At 52.6% G+C, this 15,938-nt stretch carries 17 protein-coding genes; 9 read left to right on the top strand and 8 right to left on the bottom strand.

The window, feature by feature from the left end:
• Window positions 1-107: 107 nt before the first annotated feature.
• Window positions 108-1,427 (bottom strand): murein DD-endopeptidase MepM, encoded by a 1,320-nt coding sequence (gene mepM / locus QEN31_RS10015; RefSeq protein WP_001184028.1) that lies wholly within the window; start codon window positions 1,425-1,427, stop codon window positions 108-110.
• A 15-nt stretch (window positions 1,428-1,442) separates the two neighbouring features.
• Entirely contained in the window at window positions 1,443-2,387 is a 945-nt protein-coding gene (znuA, locus tag QEN31_RS10010; RefSeq protein WP_000939597.1) for a zinc ABC transporter substrate-binding protein ZnuA, read from the bottom strand.
• Between the two features lie 78 nt (window positions 2,388-2,465).
• On the opposite strand from znuA, the gene znuC reads away from it, so the two are divergent.
• Complete coding sequence (gene znuC, locus QEN31_RS10005) at window positions 2,466-3,221, top strand: zinc ABC transporter ATP-binding protein ZnuC (protein WP_000203014.1); 756 nt, start codon at window positions 2,466-2,468, stop codon at window positions 3,219-3,221.
• Window positions 3,218-4,003, top strand: a complete 786-nt coding sequence (gene znuB, locus QEN31_RS10000) for a zinc ABC transporter permease subunit ZnuB (protein ID WP_000571508.1) — start codon at window positions 3,218-3,220, stop codon at window positions 4,001-4,003. Before znuC ends, znuB begins: the two co-directional genes overlap by 4 nt.
• A gap of 78 nt (window positions 4,004-4,081) precedes the next feature.
• On the opposite strand, the gene ruvB is transcribed toward znuB, so the two are convergent.
• Entirely contained in the window at window positions 4,082-5,092 is a 1,011-nt protein-coding gene (ruvB, locus tag QEN31_RS09995; RefSeq protein ID WP_000568508.1) for a Holliday junction branch migration DNA helicase RuvB, read from the bottom strand.
• Between the two features lie 8 nt (window positions 5,093-5,100).
• Complete coding sequence (gene ruvA, locus QEN31_RS09990; RefSeq protein ID WP_000580335.1) at window positions 5,101-5,712, bottom strand: Holliday junction branch migration protein RuvA; 612 nt, start codon at window positions 5,710-5,712, stop codon at window positions 5,101-5,103.
• Between the two features lie 419 nt (window positions 5,713-6,131).
• On the opposite strand from ruvA, the gene QEN31_RS09985 reads away from it, so the two are divergent.
• Both QEN31_RS09985 and QEN31_RS09980 read left to right on the top strand, forming a co-directional pair.
• The gene (locus QEN31_RS09985) at window positions 6,132-7,028 is read left to right on the top strand and encodes a DUF4034 domain-containing protein (protein ID WP_010989032.1); all 897 of its coding nucleotides are present in this window, start codon (window positions 6,132-6,134) and stop codon (window positions 7,026-7,028) included.
• Window positions 7,029-7,654: 626 nt separating this feature from the next.
• Complete coding sequence (locus QEN31_RS09980; RefSeq protein ID WP_000716748.1) at window positions 7,655-8,254, top strand: YebB family permuted papain-like enzyme; 600 nt, start codon at window positions 7,655-7,657, stop codon at window positions 8,252-8,254.
• A 1-nt stretch (window position 8,255) separates the two neighbouring features.
• On the opposite strand, the gene ruvC is transcribed toward QEN31_RS09980, so the two are convergent.
• From ruvC to aspS, 4 genes are all read right to left on the bottom strand, one after another.
• Window positions 8,256-8,777, bottom strand: a complete 522-nt coding sequence (ruvC, locus tag QEN31_RS09975) for a crossover junction endodeoxyribonuclease RuvC (protein ID WP_000022509.1) — start codon at window positions 8,775-8,777, stop codon at window positions 8,256-8,258.
• 36 nt (window positions 8,778-8,813) lie between these two features.
• Window positions 8,814-9,554 (bottom strand): YebC/PmpR family DNA-binding transcriptional regulator, encoded by a 741-nt coding sequence (locus QEN31_RS09970; protein WP_000907242.1) that lies wholly within the window; start codon window positions 9,552-9,554, stop codon window positions 8,814-8,816.
• Between the two features lie 29 nt (window positions 9,555-9,583).
• Entirely contained in the window at window positions 9,584-10,036 is a 453-nt protein-coding gene (gene nudB, locus QEN31_RS09965; RefSeq protein WP_000653693.1) for a dihydroneopterin triphosphate diphosphatase, read from the bottom strand.
• 102 nt (window positions 10,037-10,138) lie between these two features.
• Window positions 10,139-11,911 (bottom strand): aspartate--tRNA ligase, encoded by a 1,773-nt coding sequence (gene aspS, locus QEN31_RS09960; protein ID WP_001258636.1) that lies wholly within the window; start codon window positions 11,909-11,911, stop codon window positions 10,139-10,141.
• 324 nt (window positions 11,912-12,235) lie between these two features.
• Between aspS and QEN31_RS09955 the strand changes: the two genes are divergently transcribed.
• Genes QEN31_RS09955 through cmoB form a run of 5 tightly spaced genes read left to right on the top strand, consistent with a single transcriptional unit; the run spans window position 12,236 to window position 15,817 of the window.
• The gene (locus QEN31_RS09955; protein ID WP_000916144.1) at window positions 12,236-12,802 is read left to right on the top strand and encodes a hydrolase; all 567 of its coding nucleotides are present in this window, start codon (window positions 12,236-12,238) and stop codon (window positions 12,800-12,802) included.
• On the top strand, window positions 12,799-13,617 hold the full coding sequence (locus QEN31_RS09950) for a DUF72 domain-containing protein (protein WP_000639226.1): 819 nt from the start codon (window positions 12,799-12,801) through the stop codon (window positions 13,615-13,617). Before QEN31_RS09955 ends, QEN31_RS09950 begins: the two co-directional genes overlap by 4 nt.
• 52 nt (window positions 13,618-13,669) lie before the next feature.
• On the top strand, window positions 13,670-14,065 hold the full coding sequence (locus QEN31_RS09945) for an MAPEG family protein (RefSeq protein WP_000252975.1): 396 nt from the start codon (window positions 13,670-13,672) through the stop codon (window positions 14,063-14,065).
• A gap of 40 nt (window positions 14,066-14,105) precedes the next feature.
• Window positions 14,106-14,849 carry a carboxy-S-adenosyl-L-methionine synthase CmoA gene (gene cmoA / locus QEN31_RS09940; protein ID WP_000019609.1) on the top strand — a complete coding sequence of 248 codons (744 nt, stop codon included), beginning with the start codon at window positions 14,106-14,108 and terminating at the stop codon, window positions 14,847-14,849.
• Window positions 14,846-15,817, top strand: coding sequence for a tRNA 5-methoxyuridine(34)/uridine 5-oxyacetic acid(34) synthase CmoB (cmoB, locus tag QEN31_RS09935; RefSeq protein ID WP_000569041.1), 972 nt, complete (start codon window positions 14,846-14,848; stop codon window positions 15,815-15,817). Before cmoA ends, cmoB begins: the two co-directional genes overlap by 4 nt.
• Window positions 15,818-15,938 lie beyond the last annotated feature (121 nt).

The raw sequence follows: 15,938 nt of genomic DNA, 5'->3' as shown, positions 1-15,938 counted from the left end.
GGGTCTGCTGACGCGAAAAGGAATTGTGAATAGTGTAGCGACGTCTGCGTCTCACACAAAACAAAAAAGCCGGCACACATCGCGTACCGGCTCTGTCAGCGCATTTGTTAATCGAAGCGCAGTTGCGGCAGAACCTCTTTCACCTGTGCCAGGTATTCACGACGATCTGACCCCGTCAGACCTTCCGTGCGCGGCAATTTTGCTGTCAGAGGGTTAACGGCTTGCTGGTTGATCCATACCTCATAATGCAGATGCGGCCCTGTGGAACGCCCGGTGTTACCAGAAAGCGCAATACGATCGCCACGTTTCACTTTTTGCCCCGGTTTCACCAGCAGCTTACGCAAGTGCATGTAACGTGTGGTGTAGGTGCGTCCATGACGAATCGCAATGTAGTAACCGGCAGCGCCGCTACGTTTAGCGACCACGACCTCGCCATCCCCCACCGACAGCACCGGCGTACCCTGCGGCATCGCAAAGTCAACGCCACGATGCGGCGCAACGCGTCCGGTAACCGGGTTCAGACGACGCGGATTGAAGTTGGAGGAGATGCGGAACTGTTTAGCGGTCGGGAAGCGTAAAAAGCCTTTCGCCAGACCAACCCCATTACGGTCATAGAATTTACCGTCAGCGGCGCGAATGGCGTAGTAATCTTTACCATCGGAACGCATCCGCACGCCCAACAACTGACTCTGTTCACGCTTGCCATCCAGCATCTCGCGCGACATCAGAACCGAAAATTCATCGCCCTTTTTCAGCTTGCGAAAATCCATCTGCCACTGCATGGCTTTTATCACTGCGCTGATTTCGCTGCTGGTTAAACCGGCCTCTTTCGCGCTGGCGACAAAGCTACCCCCTACCGTACCTTTCAGCAGACTGTTGACCCAGTCCCCCTGCTGCATTTCACTGCTCATTTTAAAACCGTTGGCAGTGCGATCGTAGGTACGCGTTTCACGGCGGGAGACTTCCCATGTCAGACGCTGTAAATCGCCATCAGCGGTCAGTGTCCAGGAAAGCTGTTGGCCAATTTTCAGATTGCGCAGCTCCTTATCAGAAGCGGCAAGTCGGCTAATATCGCTCATATCGATGCCGTACTGATTCAGAATGCTGCTTAACGTATCGCCTGTGGAGACGACGTATTCATGGACGCCGACTTCGCCTGCGGTTTTATCGTCCAGCTCATCCTGAGGAATAGCTTCATCTTCCTGCGCGGCCTGATCGATGGGTTCGCTGGCCTCCGGTAAGAGGGAACGAATCTCGCTTTTCTCCAGTTCAATAGTTTTAACGATTGGCGCGGATTCTGGGTGGTAAACATAGGGCCGCCATACGGCGACGGCCAGTGTCAGAACGGTAAGTGACCCCAGCATAACGCGGTGGGGTCGGGGCAGATTATTAAATGCCAGGGCGACAGAGCGGGCTATCTGTTGCACGTATTCACTTCCTCGTTAATCTCCTTTCAGGCAGCTCGCATACTGGTTGGCTAATTGGCTTAAAAACGCTGAATAGCTTGTTTTACCCAGTTTAATGTTCGTCCCGAGGGGGTCCAGTGTTCCCATTCGAACGGATGTCCCTCTCGCCACGGCTTCCACGACCGCTGGCCTGAATTGTGGCTCAGCAAAAACGCAGGTTGCTTTTTGCTCAACCAACTGTGTTCTTATTTCATGTAAACGCTGCGCGCCAGGTTGTATCTCAGGGTTCACGGTAAAGTGACCGAGCGGGGTGAGTCCGTAGTGTTTTTCGTAGTAACCGTAGGCGTCATGAAAAACGAAATACCCTTTCCCCTTGAGCGGCGCGAGCTCGTTACCGACCTGTTTATCGGTTGCGGCTAATTGTGCCTCAAAATCCTTCAGGTTGGCGTCGAGTTTGGCTCGACTTTGCGGCATAAGTTCCACTAATTTTTCATGGATTGCAACCGCTGTAGCCCGCGCTATCTCTGGGGAGAGCCAAAGATGCATGTTATATTCGCCGTGATGGTGATGTACGTCACCTTTTTCCTCATCGGCGCCCGTATGCGCATGTTCATCCTCATCATCATCCGCGCCCTTCATGAGTAACGGTTTTACATCGGCAAGTTGCGCAATGGTAACCTGCTTATTATCAGGGATATTCCTGACCGACTTCTCCATAAAGGCTTCCATTTCCGGGCCAACCCAGACGACTAAGTCCGCGCCCTGTAAGCGTTTTACGTCTGATGGACGCAATGAATAATCATGCTCGGAAGCCCCATCCGGAAGTAATACTTGCGTATCCGTAACGCCATCAGCAATGGCGGAAGCGATGAACCCAAGCGGTTTAAGCGAAGCGACAACGGCGGCGTCGGCAGCCTGGGTTGCACTCCCCCAAAGCGCGGCGGATAATGCTGCGAAAAGAAGCGTATTTTTCTGTAACATAATGCGACTAATCATCGTAATGAATGTGTGAAATGTGATATTATAACATTCTATCACTTCTGCAAGCCTAAAATTAACATGACAAGTTTAGTTTCACTGGAAAACGTCTCGGTCTCATTTGGTCAACGCCGCGTCCTCTCTGACGTGTCGCTTGAATTGAGCCCCGGAAAAATTTTAACGCTTCTCGGCCCTAACGGCGCGGGGAAGTCAACGCTTGTACGCGTGGTTTTAGGACTGGTAGCCCCTGATGAAGGGGTGATCAAGCACAACGGGCAACTCCGTATCGGCTATGTCCCGCAAAAGCTCTATCTCGATACCACGCTTCCGCTGACGGTAAACCGATTTTTACGTTTACGTCCCGGCACGCAAAAAACGGATATTCTCCCGGCGCTTAAACGCGTTCAGGCCGGACATTTGATTGACGCGCCCATGCAAAAACTCTCCGGCGGTGAGACACAGCGCGTACTGCTGGCGCGTGCTCTGCTTAACAGGCCTCAGTTGCTGGTACTTGATGAGCCGACGCAAGGCGTGGATGTCAACGGCCAGGTCGCGTTATACGACCTTATCGATCAGCTGCGTCGCGAACTCGATTGCGCCGTGCTGATGGTGTCACATGACCTACATCTGGTCATGGCAAAGACGGATGAAGTGTTATGCCTGAACCATCATATTTGCTGTTCCGGCGCGCCGGAAGTGGTGTCTATGCATCCGGAATTTATCTCTATGTTTGGCCCGCGAGGCGCGGAGCAATTAGGGATTTATCGCCATCATCATAATCATCGCCACGATTTACAGGGTCGTATTGTACTGCGCCGGGGAAATGGTCACTCATGATTGAATTATTACTGCCCGGCTGGCTGGCCGGGATGATGCTGGCCTGCGCCGCTGGTCCTTTGGGCTCATTTGTGGTCTGGCGTCGGATGTCCTATTTTGGCGATACGCTGGCTCACGCGTCGCTTCTGGGCGTGGCGTTTGGCCTGTTGCTGGACGTTAACCCCTTTTATGCGGTAATCGCCGTTACGCTGCTGCTGGCCGCCGGTCTGGTATGGCTGGAGAAACGCCCTCACCTCGCGATTGATACCTTACTGGGCATTATGGCGCACAGCGCCTTATCTTTAGGACTGGTCGTGGTCAGCCTGATGTCCAACGTCCGCGTTGATTTAATGGCTTATCTGTTTGGCGATTTGCTGGCCGTCACGCCGGAAGATCTTATCTCGATCGCTATTGGGGTCGTTATTGTGCTGGCCATTCTCTTCTGGCAGTGGCGCAACTTGCTGTCAATGACTATCAGTCCGGATCTTGCCTTTGTCGATGGCGTGAAGTTACAGCGCGTGAAGCTGCTATTGATGCTGGTAACGGCGTTAACTATTGGCGTGGCGATGAAGTTTGTCGGAGCGCTGATCATTACGTCGCTGCTGATTATCCCCGCCGCAACCGCGCGTCGCTTTGCCCGTACGCCGGAGCAGATGGCGGGCGTCGCCGTTGGTGTAGGTATGATAGCGGTTACAGGTGGACTGACCTTCTCAGCCTTTTATGATACCCCGGCAGGGCCATCCGTAGTGCTGTGTGCCGCGCTGCTGTTTATCTTCAGTATGATGAAAAAGCAGGCAAGCTAAGCGTGTGTTGCCCGGTGGCGCTGCGCTTACCGGGCCTACAAAATCGCCCAGGTCTGATGAGCGCAGCGACTTCAGGCGCTAAGGCATCTCTGGCGGCGTGATCCCGAAATGGTTCCAGGCGCGCACCGTTGCCATACGCCCACGCGGCGTACGCTGCAAAAAGCCTTGCTGAATCAGATACGGCTCCAGCACATCCTCAATGGTTTCACGCTCTTCGCCAATCGCCGCCGCCAGGTTATCCAGTCCCACCGGACCACCGAAGAATTTATCAATAACCGCCAGCAGCAGCTTGCGATCCATATAGTCAAACCCTTCCGCATCGACGTTCAGCATATCCAGCGCCTGCGCGGCAATTTCCGCTGAAATAGCCCCGTCATGCTTCACCTCAGCAAAATCACGCACACGTCTGAGCAGACGGTTGGCTATACGCGGCGTACCGCGCGCCCGACGCGCCACTTCCAGCGCGCCGTCATCGCTCATCTCAAGCCCCATGTGCCTTGCGCTGCGCCCAACGATGTGCTGCAGATCGGGCACCTGGTAGAACTCCAGGCGCTGCACAATACCAAAACGGTCACGTAGCGGGGACGTTAACGACCCGGCGCGCGTCGTCGCGCCAATGAGCGTAAACGGCGGCAGATCGATCTTAATTGAACGTGCGGCAGGCCCTTCGCCAATCATAATATCCAACTGGTAATCTTCCATCGCCGGATAGAGTACCTCTTCCACCACCGGTGAAAGCCGGTGAATCTCATCAATAAACAGCACATCATGCGGTTCAAGATTGGTGAGCATAGCCGCCAGATCGCCTGCTTTTTCCAGCACCGGGCCGGACGTGGTTCGGAGATTGACGCCCATTTCATTGGCAACGATATTCGCCAGAGTCGTTTTACCTAACCCTGGCGGGCCGAAAATCAGCAAGTGATCTAGTGCGTCGCCACGCCGTTTTGCCGCCTGAATAAAGATCTCCATCTGGGAGCGCACCTGCGGTTGGCCGACATATTCCGCCAATAACTTCGGGCGAATGGCGCGATCGGCGACGTCTTCTGCGATCGTGGCGCCTGCTGAAATCAGGCGATCTGCTTCTATCATCCTTTACCTCATAACGCGGCGCGTAACGCGTCGCGAATCAGTGTTTCACTGCTTGCATCCGGACGGGCGATCTTGCTTACCATCCGACTGGCTTCTTGCGGTTTATAACCCAGCGCCACCAGCGCAGCAACTGCTTCTTGTTCTGCATCTTCCGAGGTTGGGCTGGCCGGCGACGTCAATACCAGATCGACCGCTGGCGTAAAGAGATCGCCATGTAGCCCTTTAAAGCGGTCTTTCATTTCGACAATCAATCGTTCGGCAGTTTTCTTGCCGATACCCGGCAGCTTCACCAGCGCACCAAGCTCTTCGCGCTCAACCGCATTGACGAACTGTTGCGCCGACATGCCGGAGAGGATCGCCAGCGCCAGCTTAGGCCCGACGCCATTCGTTTTAATTAGCTCTTTAAATAGCGTGCGCTCTTGCTTATTGTTAAATCCGTACAGCAACTGCGCATCTTCACGCACCACGAAGTGGGTGAAGACGATTGCCTCCTGCCCGGCCTCCGGCAGCTCGTAAAAGCAGGTCATAGGCATATGTACTTCATAGCCTACGCCCCCTGTCTCCAGCAGCACGATCGGGGGTTGTTTTTCGAGAATAATGCCTCTGAGTCTGCCTATCACATGACGCTCCTGCGTAAAGGGCTGAAAAGATAATGCACTATCATAAAAAAAGACTGGATGTTTATCCAGATGAAAAACACGTTATTCGCCTATCTCAATGGCCTTCCCTTCGAATCGGTCGCGCAACACCACCGGGTGCCGCCGCGCCCCATGATGTGGAGATATAATAAGTGTCTATAATAAATATAATTCAATAACATTTTCTGTAAGAATAATAAATAAAAAGTCCAGATACGCATTATCACTATAGCTTGAATTTCCTCCGGTGAAAGCACATCCTTTATAAACATTTTTAATCATCTTGTTATTTAATCATTCAGGACAGAAATTCAATGTTATTGAAAAATATTGTCATAGGTGCATTAATGGCTATTCCTGCGCTGGCGTCAGCTAATAGCCTCACGGAAACACGGGAAAGAATGGCCATTGAGCAACAAGCTATCGCCTATACTGTCAGCCAAAAGTGGGACAAGCTGGACGCTATGTTTCAGGAATACAATACCGGATTCCCGACAACCAGCGGCGGAACTCATAAACTGGTTATCGCATGGGGAGGGATCTATAATCTTTTTTCAGTAGATGTTTCCGACAATGGTATTTCTGGCGTGGCAAAAGAGTGGCTTAAAGCAAACCCCAAATCCACGGGTGCAAGGCTGCTGCAAGCAATGGTTTTTGATGCTAAAGCCGTGAATTTACGCGGTGAAGGTGCGGCCAGCACGGTGGACTCTGATATATGGCCGAAATATAAAAAGCTGATGATTCAGGAAAAAGAGTATCTGTTAAAGAACAAAGATATTGCCGACAAAGATGTGACCTGGTATCAGGAAATGGAAATGGTCGCACGCAATCTTGAGGATAAAGAGCTGCTCTATAGCACTTTGGAAGAAGCCAGCAAAAAATATCCCGCCTATCAAAATATTTATATCGAGGCCATGGTTGCTCGTTTGCCTAAATGGGGTGGTTCTCCGGAAGAAGTCGAAAAAATCGCCAGAATGGCCGCAGAAAAAAACAAAGATCAATCGGGACTTTCTTACTACGCTTATATCTGGAGTAATGCAATCCATTACCAACCTGAATTAATGGCTTTACTGAATAAACGTCAGATTGTCTCCTGGGACGATATGCTGCAAGGTTGGAGAGATCGCTACAAACAGTTCCCATCAACCCGCACGCTTAATAATATTCTGATAAGCTCCTGCATTGCCCGCGATAAAGACTCCTTTGTGAAAGCAGATAAAATGATTCAAGGGGAAACGGAGCGGGATACCTGGCCACAAGGGTTAAATTATCGGGAATGCCAGCAGTCCTTCCAATAATTGCCAGATTACCATCACAGTTTAATGCACAGCATTAATTGAATTAAGCCGCCTCTGCCGTTATATGCAGAGGTGGTTTAATGGGAAATGTCCTTCAACCTCTGGACCATGAACGAGATAAACGGTACCGTTGTTAATCACTTCCTTACCCTTTACAAGAATAATAATCAGCGATTGATGAACAGTACAGACTCGATATTTTTTTGCATTGCAACCTAACCTTTTGCACTTTCGCCTCCTGTTCCCCCTGGCGCTTAATATAACGCAGAGTCAGCCAAATATTTGCGCCAACCACTCTTGCCAGATCACACCTCAAATGCCTATTAAAAACAAAAGCAATAAGCATGAAGAGAAACACAACCAGACAATAACATAGACTCAAAAAAATATATGGCGATACAAACAATTATATAATATTGAAAGGACAGTCCACTTATTCCCTGCGTTCGTCTATCTTCCCTTTCACTTTCACCTCTGGAAAGAGATAAAAACATTATCACCGTAAATTATAATATTCATGATGGATATTTATTGATAATAATATCTTGTCATTATGTGAGTATAATGCTAATTATCCAATAGCGTAAAATAAAGGATATTATTTTAGGTAATAATGGAACGTGAACATGAAAAAACATTATTCTGTCCAATATGAAACCGGGGATATCGTCTTTACCTGTATAGGTGCCGCGCTTTTCGGCCAGATATCCACCGCTTCACAGTGCTGGAGCAACCATGTTGGGATTATTATTGGTCATAATGGTGATGACTATCTGGTGGCGGAAAGTCGCGTCCCCCTCTCAACCGTCACCACGCTGTCACTGTTTATACAACGTTCAGCCGGACAACGTTACGCGGTTCGTCGCCTGTGCGGCGGCCTGACGGTCGAACAGAAACTCGCCATCATGGAACAGGTTCCCGCCCGGCTGAATAAGTTTTATCACACGGGGTTTAAATATGAGTCATCGCGCCAGTTCTGCTCGAAATTTGTGTTTGATATCTATAAAGAAGCATTGTGTATTCCGGTAGGCGATATTGAGACATTCGAAGAATTGCTTCACAGCAATCCTGATGCGAAACTCGCCTTCTGGAAGTTCTGGTTTTTAGGTTCAATCCCGTGGGATCGTAAGACGGTGACGCCCGCCAGCCTGTGGCATCATCCCAATTTAGAATTAATTAGCGCCTGTGGAATTGAAACCCCTCAACGCGAGGCTGAGGGAGAATGATTTAGCGCAACCTTCCCCGCGCCAGATTGAGTCGGCTCTCGCTCATTTGCATCGCGTTCTGGCTAACATGGCAATGCGTAATGGCGATAGCCAGCGCATCCGCGGCATCGGCCTGCGGGTTAGCGGGGAGCTTTAGCAACGTACGAACCATATGCTGTACCTGGCTTTTTTCCGCGCTACCAATACCGACGACGGTTTGCTTCACCTGACGCGCCGCGTATTCAAACACGGGCAGTTCCTGATTGACCGCGGCGACAATCGCGACGCCGCGCGCCTGTCCCAGCTTGAGGGCTGAATCGGCGTTCTTCGCCATAAACACTTGTTCGATAGCAAAATAGTCCGGCTGGAACTGCGTGATGATTTCCGTCACGCCTGCGTATATGAGCTTCAAACGAGACGGCAAATCATCGACTTTGGTGCGAATACATCCGCTGCCCAGATAGGTCAGTTGTCTGCCTACCTGGCGGATAACGCCATAACCGGTAATGCGCGAGCCGGGGTCAATACCGAGAATAATCGACACGCTATACCCCCTGCCCGCCGGCGTTTAACAGCACCATTACAGGGTCGCCGCCACCTCATCAGAGATCTCACCGTTATGGTAGACTTCCTGGACATCGTCACAGTCTTCCAGCATATCGATCAGACGTAGCAGTTTCGGCGCGGTTTCCGCATCCATATCCGCTTTGGTTGACGGGATCATGGACACTTCGGCGCTGTCCGCTTTCAGACCCGCCGCTTCCAGCGCGTCACGCACTTTGCCCATCTCTTCCCAGGCAGTGTAAACATCAATCGCGCCATCATCATAGGTCACAACATCTTCCGCGCCAGCTTCCAGAGCAGCTTCCATGATGGTGTCTTCATCGCCTTTCTCAAAGGAGATGACCCCTTTCTTACTGAACAGGTACGCCACTGAGCCATCGGTACCCAGATTACCACCGCACTTGCTGAAAGCATGACGCACTTCCGCTACGGTACGGTTACGGTTGTCACTCAGACACTCAATCATAATGGCCGTGCCGCCAGGACCATAACCTTCATAGATGATGGTTTCCATGTTCGAGTCTTCATCACCACCCACACCGCGAGCGATGGCACGGTTCAGAGTGTCGCGGGTCATGTTATTGGCCAGCGCTTTATCTACAGCCGCGCGCAGACGCGGGTTGGCATCCGGATCGCCGCCGCCCAATTTAGCTGCCGTTACCAGTTCACGAATAATTTTAGTGAAGATTTTACCGCGCTTGGCATCCTGCGCAGCTTTACGATGTCTGGTGTTGGCCCATTTACTATGACCTGCCATAAATATTTCCTCAAAAAAAGCGCGCCTTTTCAGGCGACGTTAATGACAAACTCTTCAATCGCTTGCCGGTTACTCCAGGACTTGGTAAGCGCCGCCGCGTCAGGCGCATCAAGCCACTGGTACGTCAGATGTTCAGTGAATATCACCTGCCGCTCATGCGGTAACGCAAGGCAGAACCAGAATTCTGTATTGTGCATAACGCCCGGCGCATAGCGATGACGTAAATGTGAAAAAATTTCAAACTCCACCGTACGTTGGCAGTCGATTAAGGTCAGTTGCTCTGCCGCAACATCAATCGTGACCTCCTCTTTGACTTCACGCACGGCGGCCTGCAACGCGGTCTCCCCTTCTTCTATGCTGCCAGTCACTGACTGCCAAAAATCCGGGTCGTCGCGTCGCTGCAACATTAGCACCCGTTTCGTATCCTGCGCGAAAATAACCACCAGGACCGAAACGGGGCGCTTGTACACTTTATCCTTCACGCGACCTCGTTGTTGGCTGTTGGGTGACGCCGCGCATTGATGAGGCTCCCCCTTGCGGGCCGCCGCGATATCACGCGAATGATGTCGTGTACATTGTTCATATCAGTTATTCTCGGCTTTCTTCACAACCTGAATACCCAACTCCGTCAACGCTGCCAGGTTGGCGAAACTCGGCGCTTCGGTCATCAGACACGCGGCGGCGGTCGTTTTCGGGAAGGCGATAACATCACGAATATTGTCGGTGCCGGTCAACAGCATGGTCAGACGGTCCAGACCAAACGCCAGGCCCGCGTGCGGCGGCGTACCGTATTTCAACGCATCCAACAGGAAGCCGAACTTCTCGCGCTGCTCCTGCTCATTGATACCGAGAATACCAAATACGGTTTGCTGCATTTCACCGTTGTGAATACGCACCGAACCGCCGCCCACTTCATAGCCGTTAATCACCATATCGTAAGCGTTAGCGACGGCTCCTTCCGGCGCAGTTTTCAGTTCAGACGCCGTCATGTCACGCGGGGCGGTGAACGGATGGTGCATCGCGGTCAGACCGCCTTCGCCGTCGTCTTCGAACATCGGGAAGTCAATCACCCACAGCGGCGCCCATTTGTCTTCGTCGGTCAGGCTCAGGTCTTTGCCCAGTTTCAGACGCAGCGCGCCCAGCGCATCGGCAACCACTTTGTTGTTATCTGCGCCGAAGAAGATCATGTCGCCGTCCTGCGCGCCGGTACGTTCAAGGATAGCCTCGACGATGTCGGCGGTCAGGAACTTGGCCACCGGACTGTTAATCCCGTCCAGACCTTTCGCGCGCTCGTTAACTTTGATATACGCCAGTCCTTTCGCGCCGTAGATCTTAACAAAGTTACCGTAATCGTCGATCTGCTTACGGCTAAGCTGTGCGCCGCCAGGCACACGCAGCGCTGCCACGCGGCCTTTCGGATCGTTAGCCGGGCCCGCGAAGACCGCGAACTCTACCGATTTCAGCAGGTCAGCGACATCTACCAGTTCCATCGGGTTACGCAGGTCTGGTTTGTCGGAACCGTAACGACGTTCCGCTTCGGCAAACGTCATGACCGGGAAATCCCCCAGATCCACGCCTTTCACTTCCAGCCATAAATGGCGCACCAGCGCTTCCATCACTTCGCGCACCTGTGGCGCGGTCATGAAGGAGGTCTCGACGTCGATCTGAGTAAACTCCGGCTGACGGTCAGCACGTAAGTCTTCATCACGGAAGCATTTGACTATCTGATAGTAACGGTCGAAACCGGACATCATCAGGAGCTGTTTGAACAGCTGCGGCGACTGCGGCAGCGCGTAGAATTTACCTTTGTGCACGCGCGAAGGCACCAGATAGTCGCGCGCGCCTTCCGGCGTGGCTTTGGTCAGCATCGGCGTTTCAATATCAAGGAAACCGTGATCGTCCATAAAACGACGCACCAGGCTGGTAATTTTGGCGCGGGTTTTCAGGCGCTGCGCCATTTCCGGACGACGTAAATCCAGATAGCGGTACTTGAGACGCGCCTCTTCGGTATTAACGTGGTTAGCGTCAAGCGGCAGTGAGTCTGCGCGGTTGATGATAGTGAGAGAGGACGCCAGCACTTCAATTTCGCCGGTCGCCATATCCGCATTGACGTTTTTCGCGTCACGCGCACGCACGGTGCCCGTAACCTGAATGCAGAACTCATTACGCAGTTCAGAGGCCAGCTTTAACGCGTCCGCACGATCCGGATCGAAGAACACCTGCACAATACCTTCGCGGTCGCGCATATCGATAAAGATCAGGCTGCCAAGATCACGACGACGGTTGACCCAACCACACAGAGTCACCTGCTGCCCCACGTGGGACAGACGTAGCTGTCCGCAATATTCTGTACGCATGAGATATCCCTTAACTTAGCCGCAGGCGGATTGTTGCCTGCCATGCAGGCGACGAAGTCGCAGCTTTAGCTGTATGTCACAACTGGATGAAAAAAGGCGGCTATTATACTGGAAATTCTGCCGCACGATAAGAGTCAATCCAGCATGGGAGCGATAACTTGCCCGTTTCATGCGGTATCGACACTTGGTTCATACTGACTGTACCCGGGTTTTTCACGCGGGTATTGCGTATGCTCACAAAAATTAACAATATTTGTCGCCGCTTTCCTCTTTAATCGCGCTTAAGGTGTAGTGAAATCCGCTATTTTTAGGAGAGTGATTATCATGCTGAAACTCAACGCGACCACAACCGCCCTGGTGGTTATTGATTTACAGGAAGGAATTCTTCCGTTTGCCGGCGGCCCGTATACGGCAAATGAGGTGGTCGCCCGCGCCGCGCGGCTGGCGGAAAAGTGTCGTGCCAACGGCTCGCCCGTGGTTATGGTACGCGTCGGATGGTCTGATGATTATGCCGAAGCGTTAAAACAACCCGTGGATGCCGCAACGCCTGCGCACGCGTTGCCGGAAAACTGGTGGACCTGGCCTACGGCATTGGGTAAAAAGGACAGCGATCTGGAAGTGACTAAACGCCAGTGGGGCGCGTTTTACGGCACCGATCTGGAATTACAGCTTCGCCGCCGGGGTATCGACACCATCATATTGTGCGGGATCTCAACCAATATCGGCGTCGAATCCACAGCGCGTAACGCCTGGGAGTTGGGGTTTAACCTTATTATTGCCGAAGATGCCTGTAGCGCCGCCAGCAGTGAGCAGCATCAGAGCAGTATGACACATATTTTCCCGCGCATTGGCCGGGTACGCAGCGTAGAGGATATTTTAAACGCCTTATGATCTACATTGGCTTGCCGCAATGGTCGCACCCGAAATGGGCGCGGCTCGGCATCACCAGTCTGGAAGAGTATGCCCGCCACTTTAACTGCGTGGAGGGCAACACCACGCTTTACGCGCTGCCGAAAGCGGAAATTGTCGATCGCTGGTATGCGCAAACTACGGACGATTTCCGTTTTTGCTTTAAATTTCCCGCCACCATTTCTCACCAGGCCGCGCTGCGCCATTGCGACGATCTGGTACAGGCGTTTTTTACCCGCCTGGCGCCGCTGGAAACGCGTATTGGCCAATACTGGCTGCAGTTGCCCGCCGCCTTTGGACCGCGCGATCTCCCCGCCTTATGGCAGTTTCTTGATGCGCTCCCCGCCACGTTTACCTATGGCGTAGAAGTTCGTCATCCGTGTTTTTTTGACAAAGGTGAGGATGAACAGCGGCTCAATCGCGGGTTACACGCGCGCGGCGTAAACCGCGTGATCCTGGATAGTCGTCCGGTACATGCCGCCCATCCCCACAGCGAGGCCGTCCGCGACGCGCAGCGAAAAAAACCCAAAGTTCCGGTACATGCTGTCGTGACGGCCAGCCATCCAATGGTGCGTTTTATCGGTAGCGATAATATGGCGCAAAACCGTGAATTTTTCGCCGCCTGGTTGCAGAAACTCCCGCAGTGGCGGCAGACCACCACGCCTTTTCTGTTTTTACATACTCCGGATATCGCGCAGGCGCCGGAACTGGTGAATACGCTTTGGCATGATTTACGCAGCGTCTTACCGGAAATCGGCACTGCTCCGTCCATTCCACAGCAATCTTCTCTTTTCTGAAAATGCCCCCTATCATAGACAGTGCCATCAGCCATTTTAAAAGGGAGTTTGTATGGTAAGCGCGCTGTATGCCGTTTTGGGTGCGTTATTATTAATGAAGTTCTCTTTTAATGTCGTTCGCTTGCGAATGCAGTACCGTGTCGCCTATGGCGACGGCGGTTTTAGCGAATTGCAAAGCGCCATCCGTATTCATGGCAACGCGGTGGAATATATTCCTGTCGCGCTGGTGCTGCTGCTGTTTATGGAAATGAACGGCGCCGAAACGTGGATGGTGCATATCTGCGGCATCATTTTAATCGCCGGTCGGCTGATGCATTATTACGGTTTTCACCACCGCCTGTTCCGCTGGCGGCGGGCGGGGATGAGCGCGACCTGGTGCGCATTGTTGCTGATGGTGCTGGCAAACCTGTGGTATATGCCCTGGGAGTTGGTTTTCTCCCTGTATTAGCGCACAATATGCGCCTTTATTTTTCCCGGATGTATACGTTATGTCTCACCGCGACACGCTTTTTTCTGCGCCTATCGCCCGTCTCGGCGACTGGACTTTTGATGAACGAGTAGCCGAAGTTTTCCCCGACATGATTCAGCGTTCGGTACCAGGCTACTCCAACATCATCTCCATGATCGGCATGTTAGCTGAACGCTTTGTGCAGCCGAACACGCAGGTCTACGATCTGGGCTGCTCGCTGGGCGCCGCGACGCTGTCTGTTCGGCGTAATATCCGCCATGAGCATTGTCGCATTATCGCCGTCGATAACTCCCCGGCCATGATTGAACGCTGCCGCCGTCATATTGATGCGTATAAAGCGCCTACGCCGGTTGAAGTCGTTGAAGGCGATATCCGCGATATCACTATTGAAAACGCCTCGATGGTGGTGCTGAATTTTACCCTGCAATTCCTTGAACCTGCCGAACGCCAGGCATTGCTGGATAAGATTTACCTGGGGTTGAATCCCGGCGGCGCGCTGGTACTGTCGGAAAAATTTAGCTTTGAAGACGCGAAAGTGGGCGAGCTGTTATTCAACATGCACCACGATTTTAAACGCGCTAATGGGTACAGCGAACTGGAGATCAGCCAGAAGCGCAGTATGCTGGAAAACGTGATGCTCACCGACTCGGTGGAAACACATAAAGCGCGCCTGCGTCAGGCGGGTTTCGAACACAGTGAACTGTGGTTCCAGTGCTTTAATTTCGGGTCGCTTGTCGCGTTAAAAGCCGGAGTTGCCGCATGATCGAGTTTGGTAACTTTTATCAGCTCATTGCTAAAAATCATCTCTCCCACTGGCTGGAAACATTGCCCGCGCAGATTGCCTCCTGGCAACGCGAGCAGCAGCATGGCTTGTTTAAACAGTGGTCGAACGCGGTAGAATTTTTACCGGAAATGACGCCCTGGCGGCTGGATTTACTGCACAGCGTCACGGCGGAAAGCGAAACGCCGCTCAGCGAAGGTCAGCTAAAGCGTATTGATACATTGCTGCGTAATCTGATGCCGTGGCGTAAAGGCCCGTTCTCGCTTTATGGCGTAGATATTGACACCGAATGGCGCTCCGACTGGAAGTGGGATCGCGTACTGCCGCATCTGTCAGATTTAACTGGCCGGACGATCCTTGATGTCGGCTGCGGCAGCGGCTATCACCTGTGGCGGATGATTGGCGCGGGCGCACATCTGGCGGTCGGCATCGATCCTACGCAGCTTTTCCTCTGCCAGTTTGAGGCGGTGCGTAAACTGTTGGGTAACGATCAGCGCGCGCATCTGCTGCCGTTGGGCATTGAACAACTCCCGGCGCTGAAAGCATTTGATACCGTCTTCTCGATGGGGGTGCTTTATCACCGTCGCTCGCCGCTGGAGCATCTGTGGCAGTTAAAAGATCAGTTGGTCAACGAGGGTGAGCTGGTACTGGAAACGCTGGTCATCGACGGCGACGAAAATACCGTACTGGTGCCGGGTGACCGCTACGCGCAGATGCGTAACGTCTATTTTATTCCTTCCGCGCCGGCATTAAAAAAATGGCTGGAAAAATGCGGCTTTATTGATGTGCGTATCGCTGACGTTTGCGTCACTACCACCGAAGAGCAGCGCCGTACCGAATGGATGGTTACCGAGTCGCTGGCCGATTTTCTTGACCCGAACGATCGCAGCAAGACGGTGGAAGGCTATCCCGCCCCGCAGCGCGCGGTGCTGATTGCGCGTAAACCGTGATGGATTGCCGAATGACCGTTACGTATAGCACCGTTTCTCCAAAATAGTTCAAGTTGCAGCAAGGCGGCAACGCAGCAAATCCCCGGGAACGTAGGTAGCTACGTGGCCGGGGTGCGCGAGG

The sequence above is a fragment of the Salmonella sp. SA15303 genome (assembly GCF_029962125.1).
Classification (GTDB): domain Bacteria; phylum Pseudomonadota; class Gammaproteobacteria; order Enterobacterales; family Enterobacteriaceae; genus Salmonella; species Salmonella enterica.
Note: the sequence above shows the minus strand (reverse complement) of the source record. Positions and strands in the feature narration are given on the sequence as shown.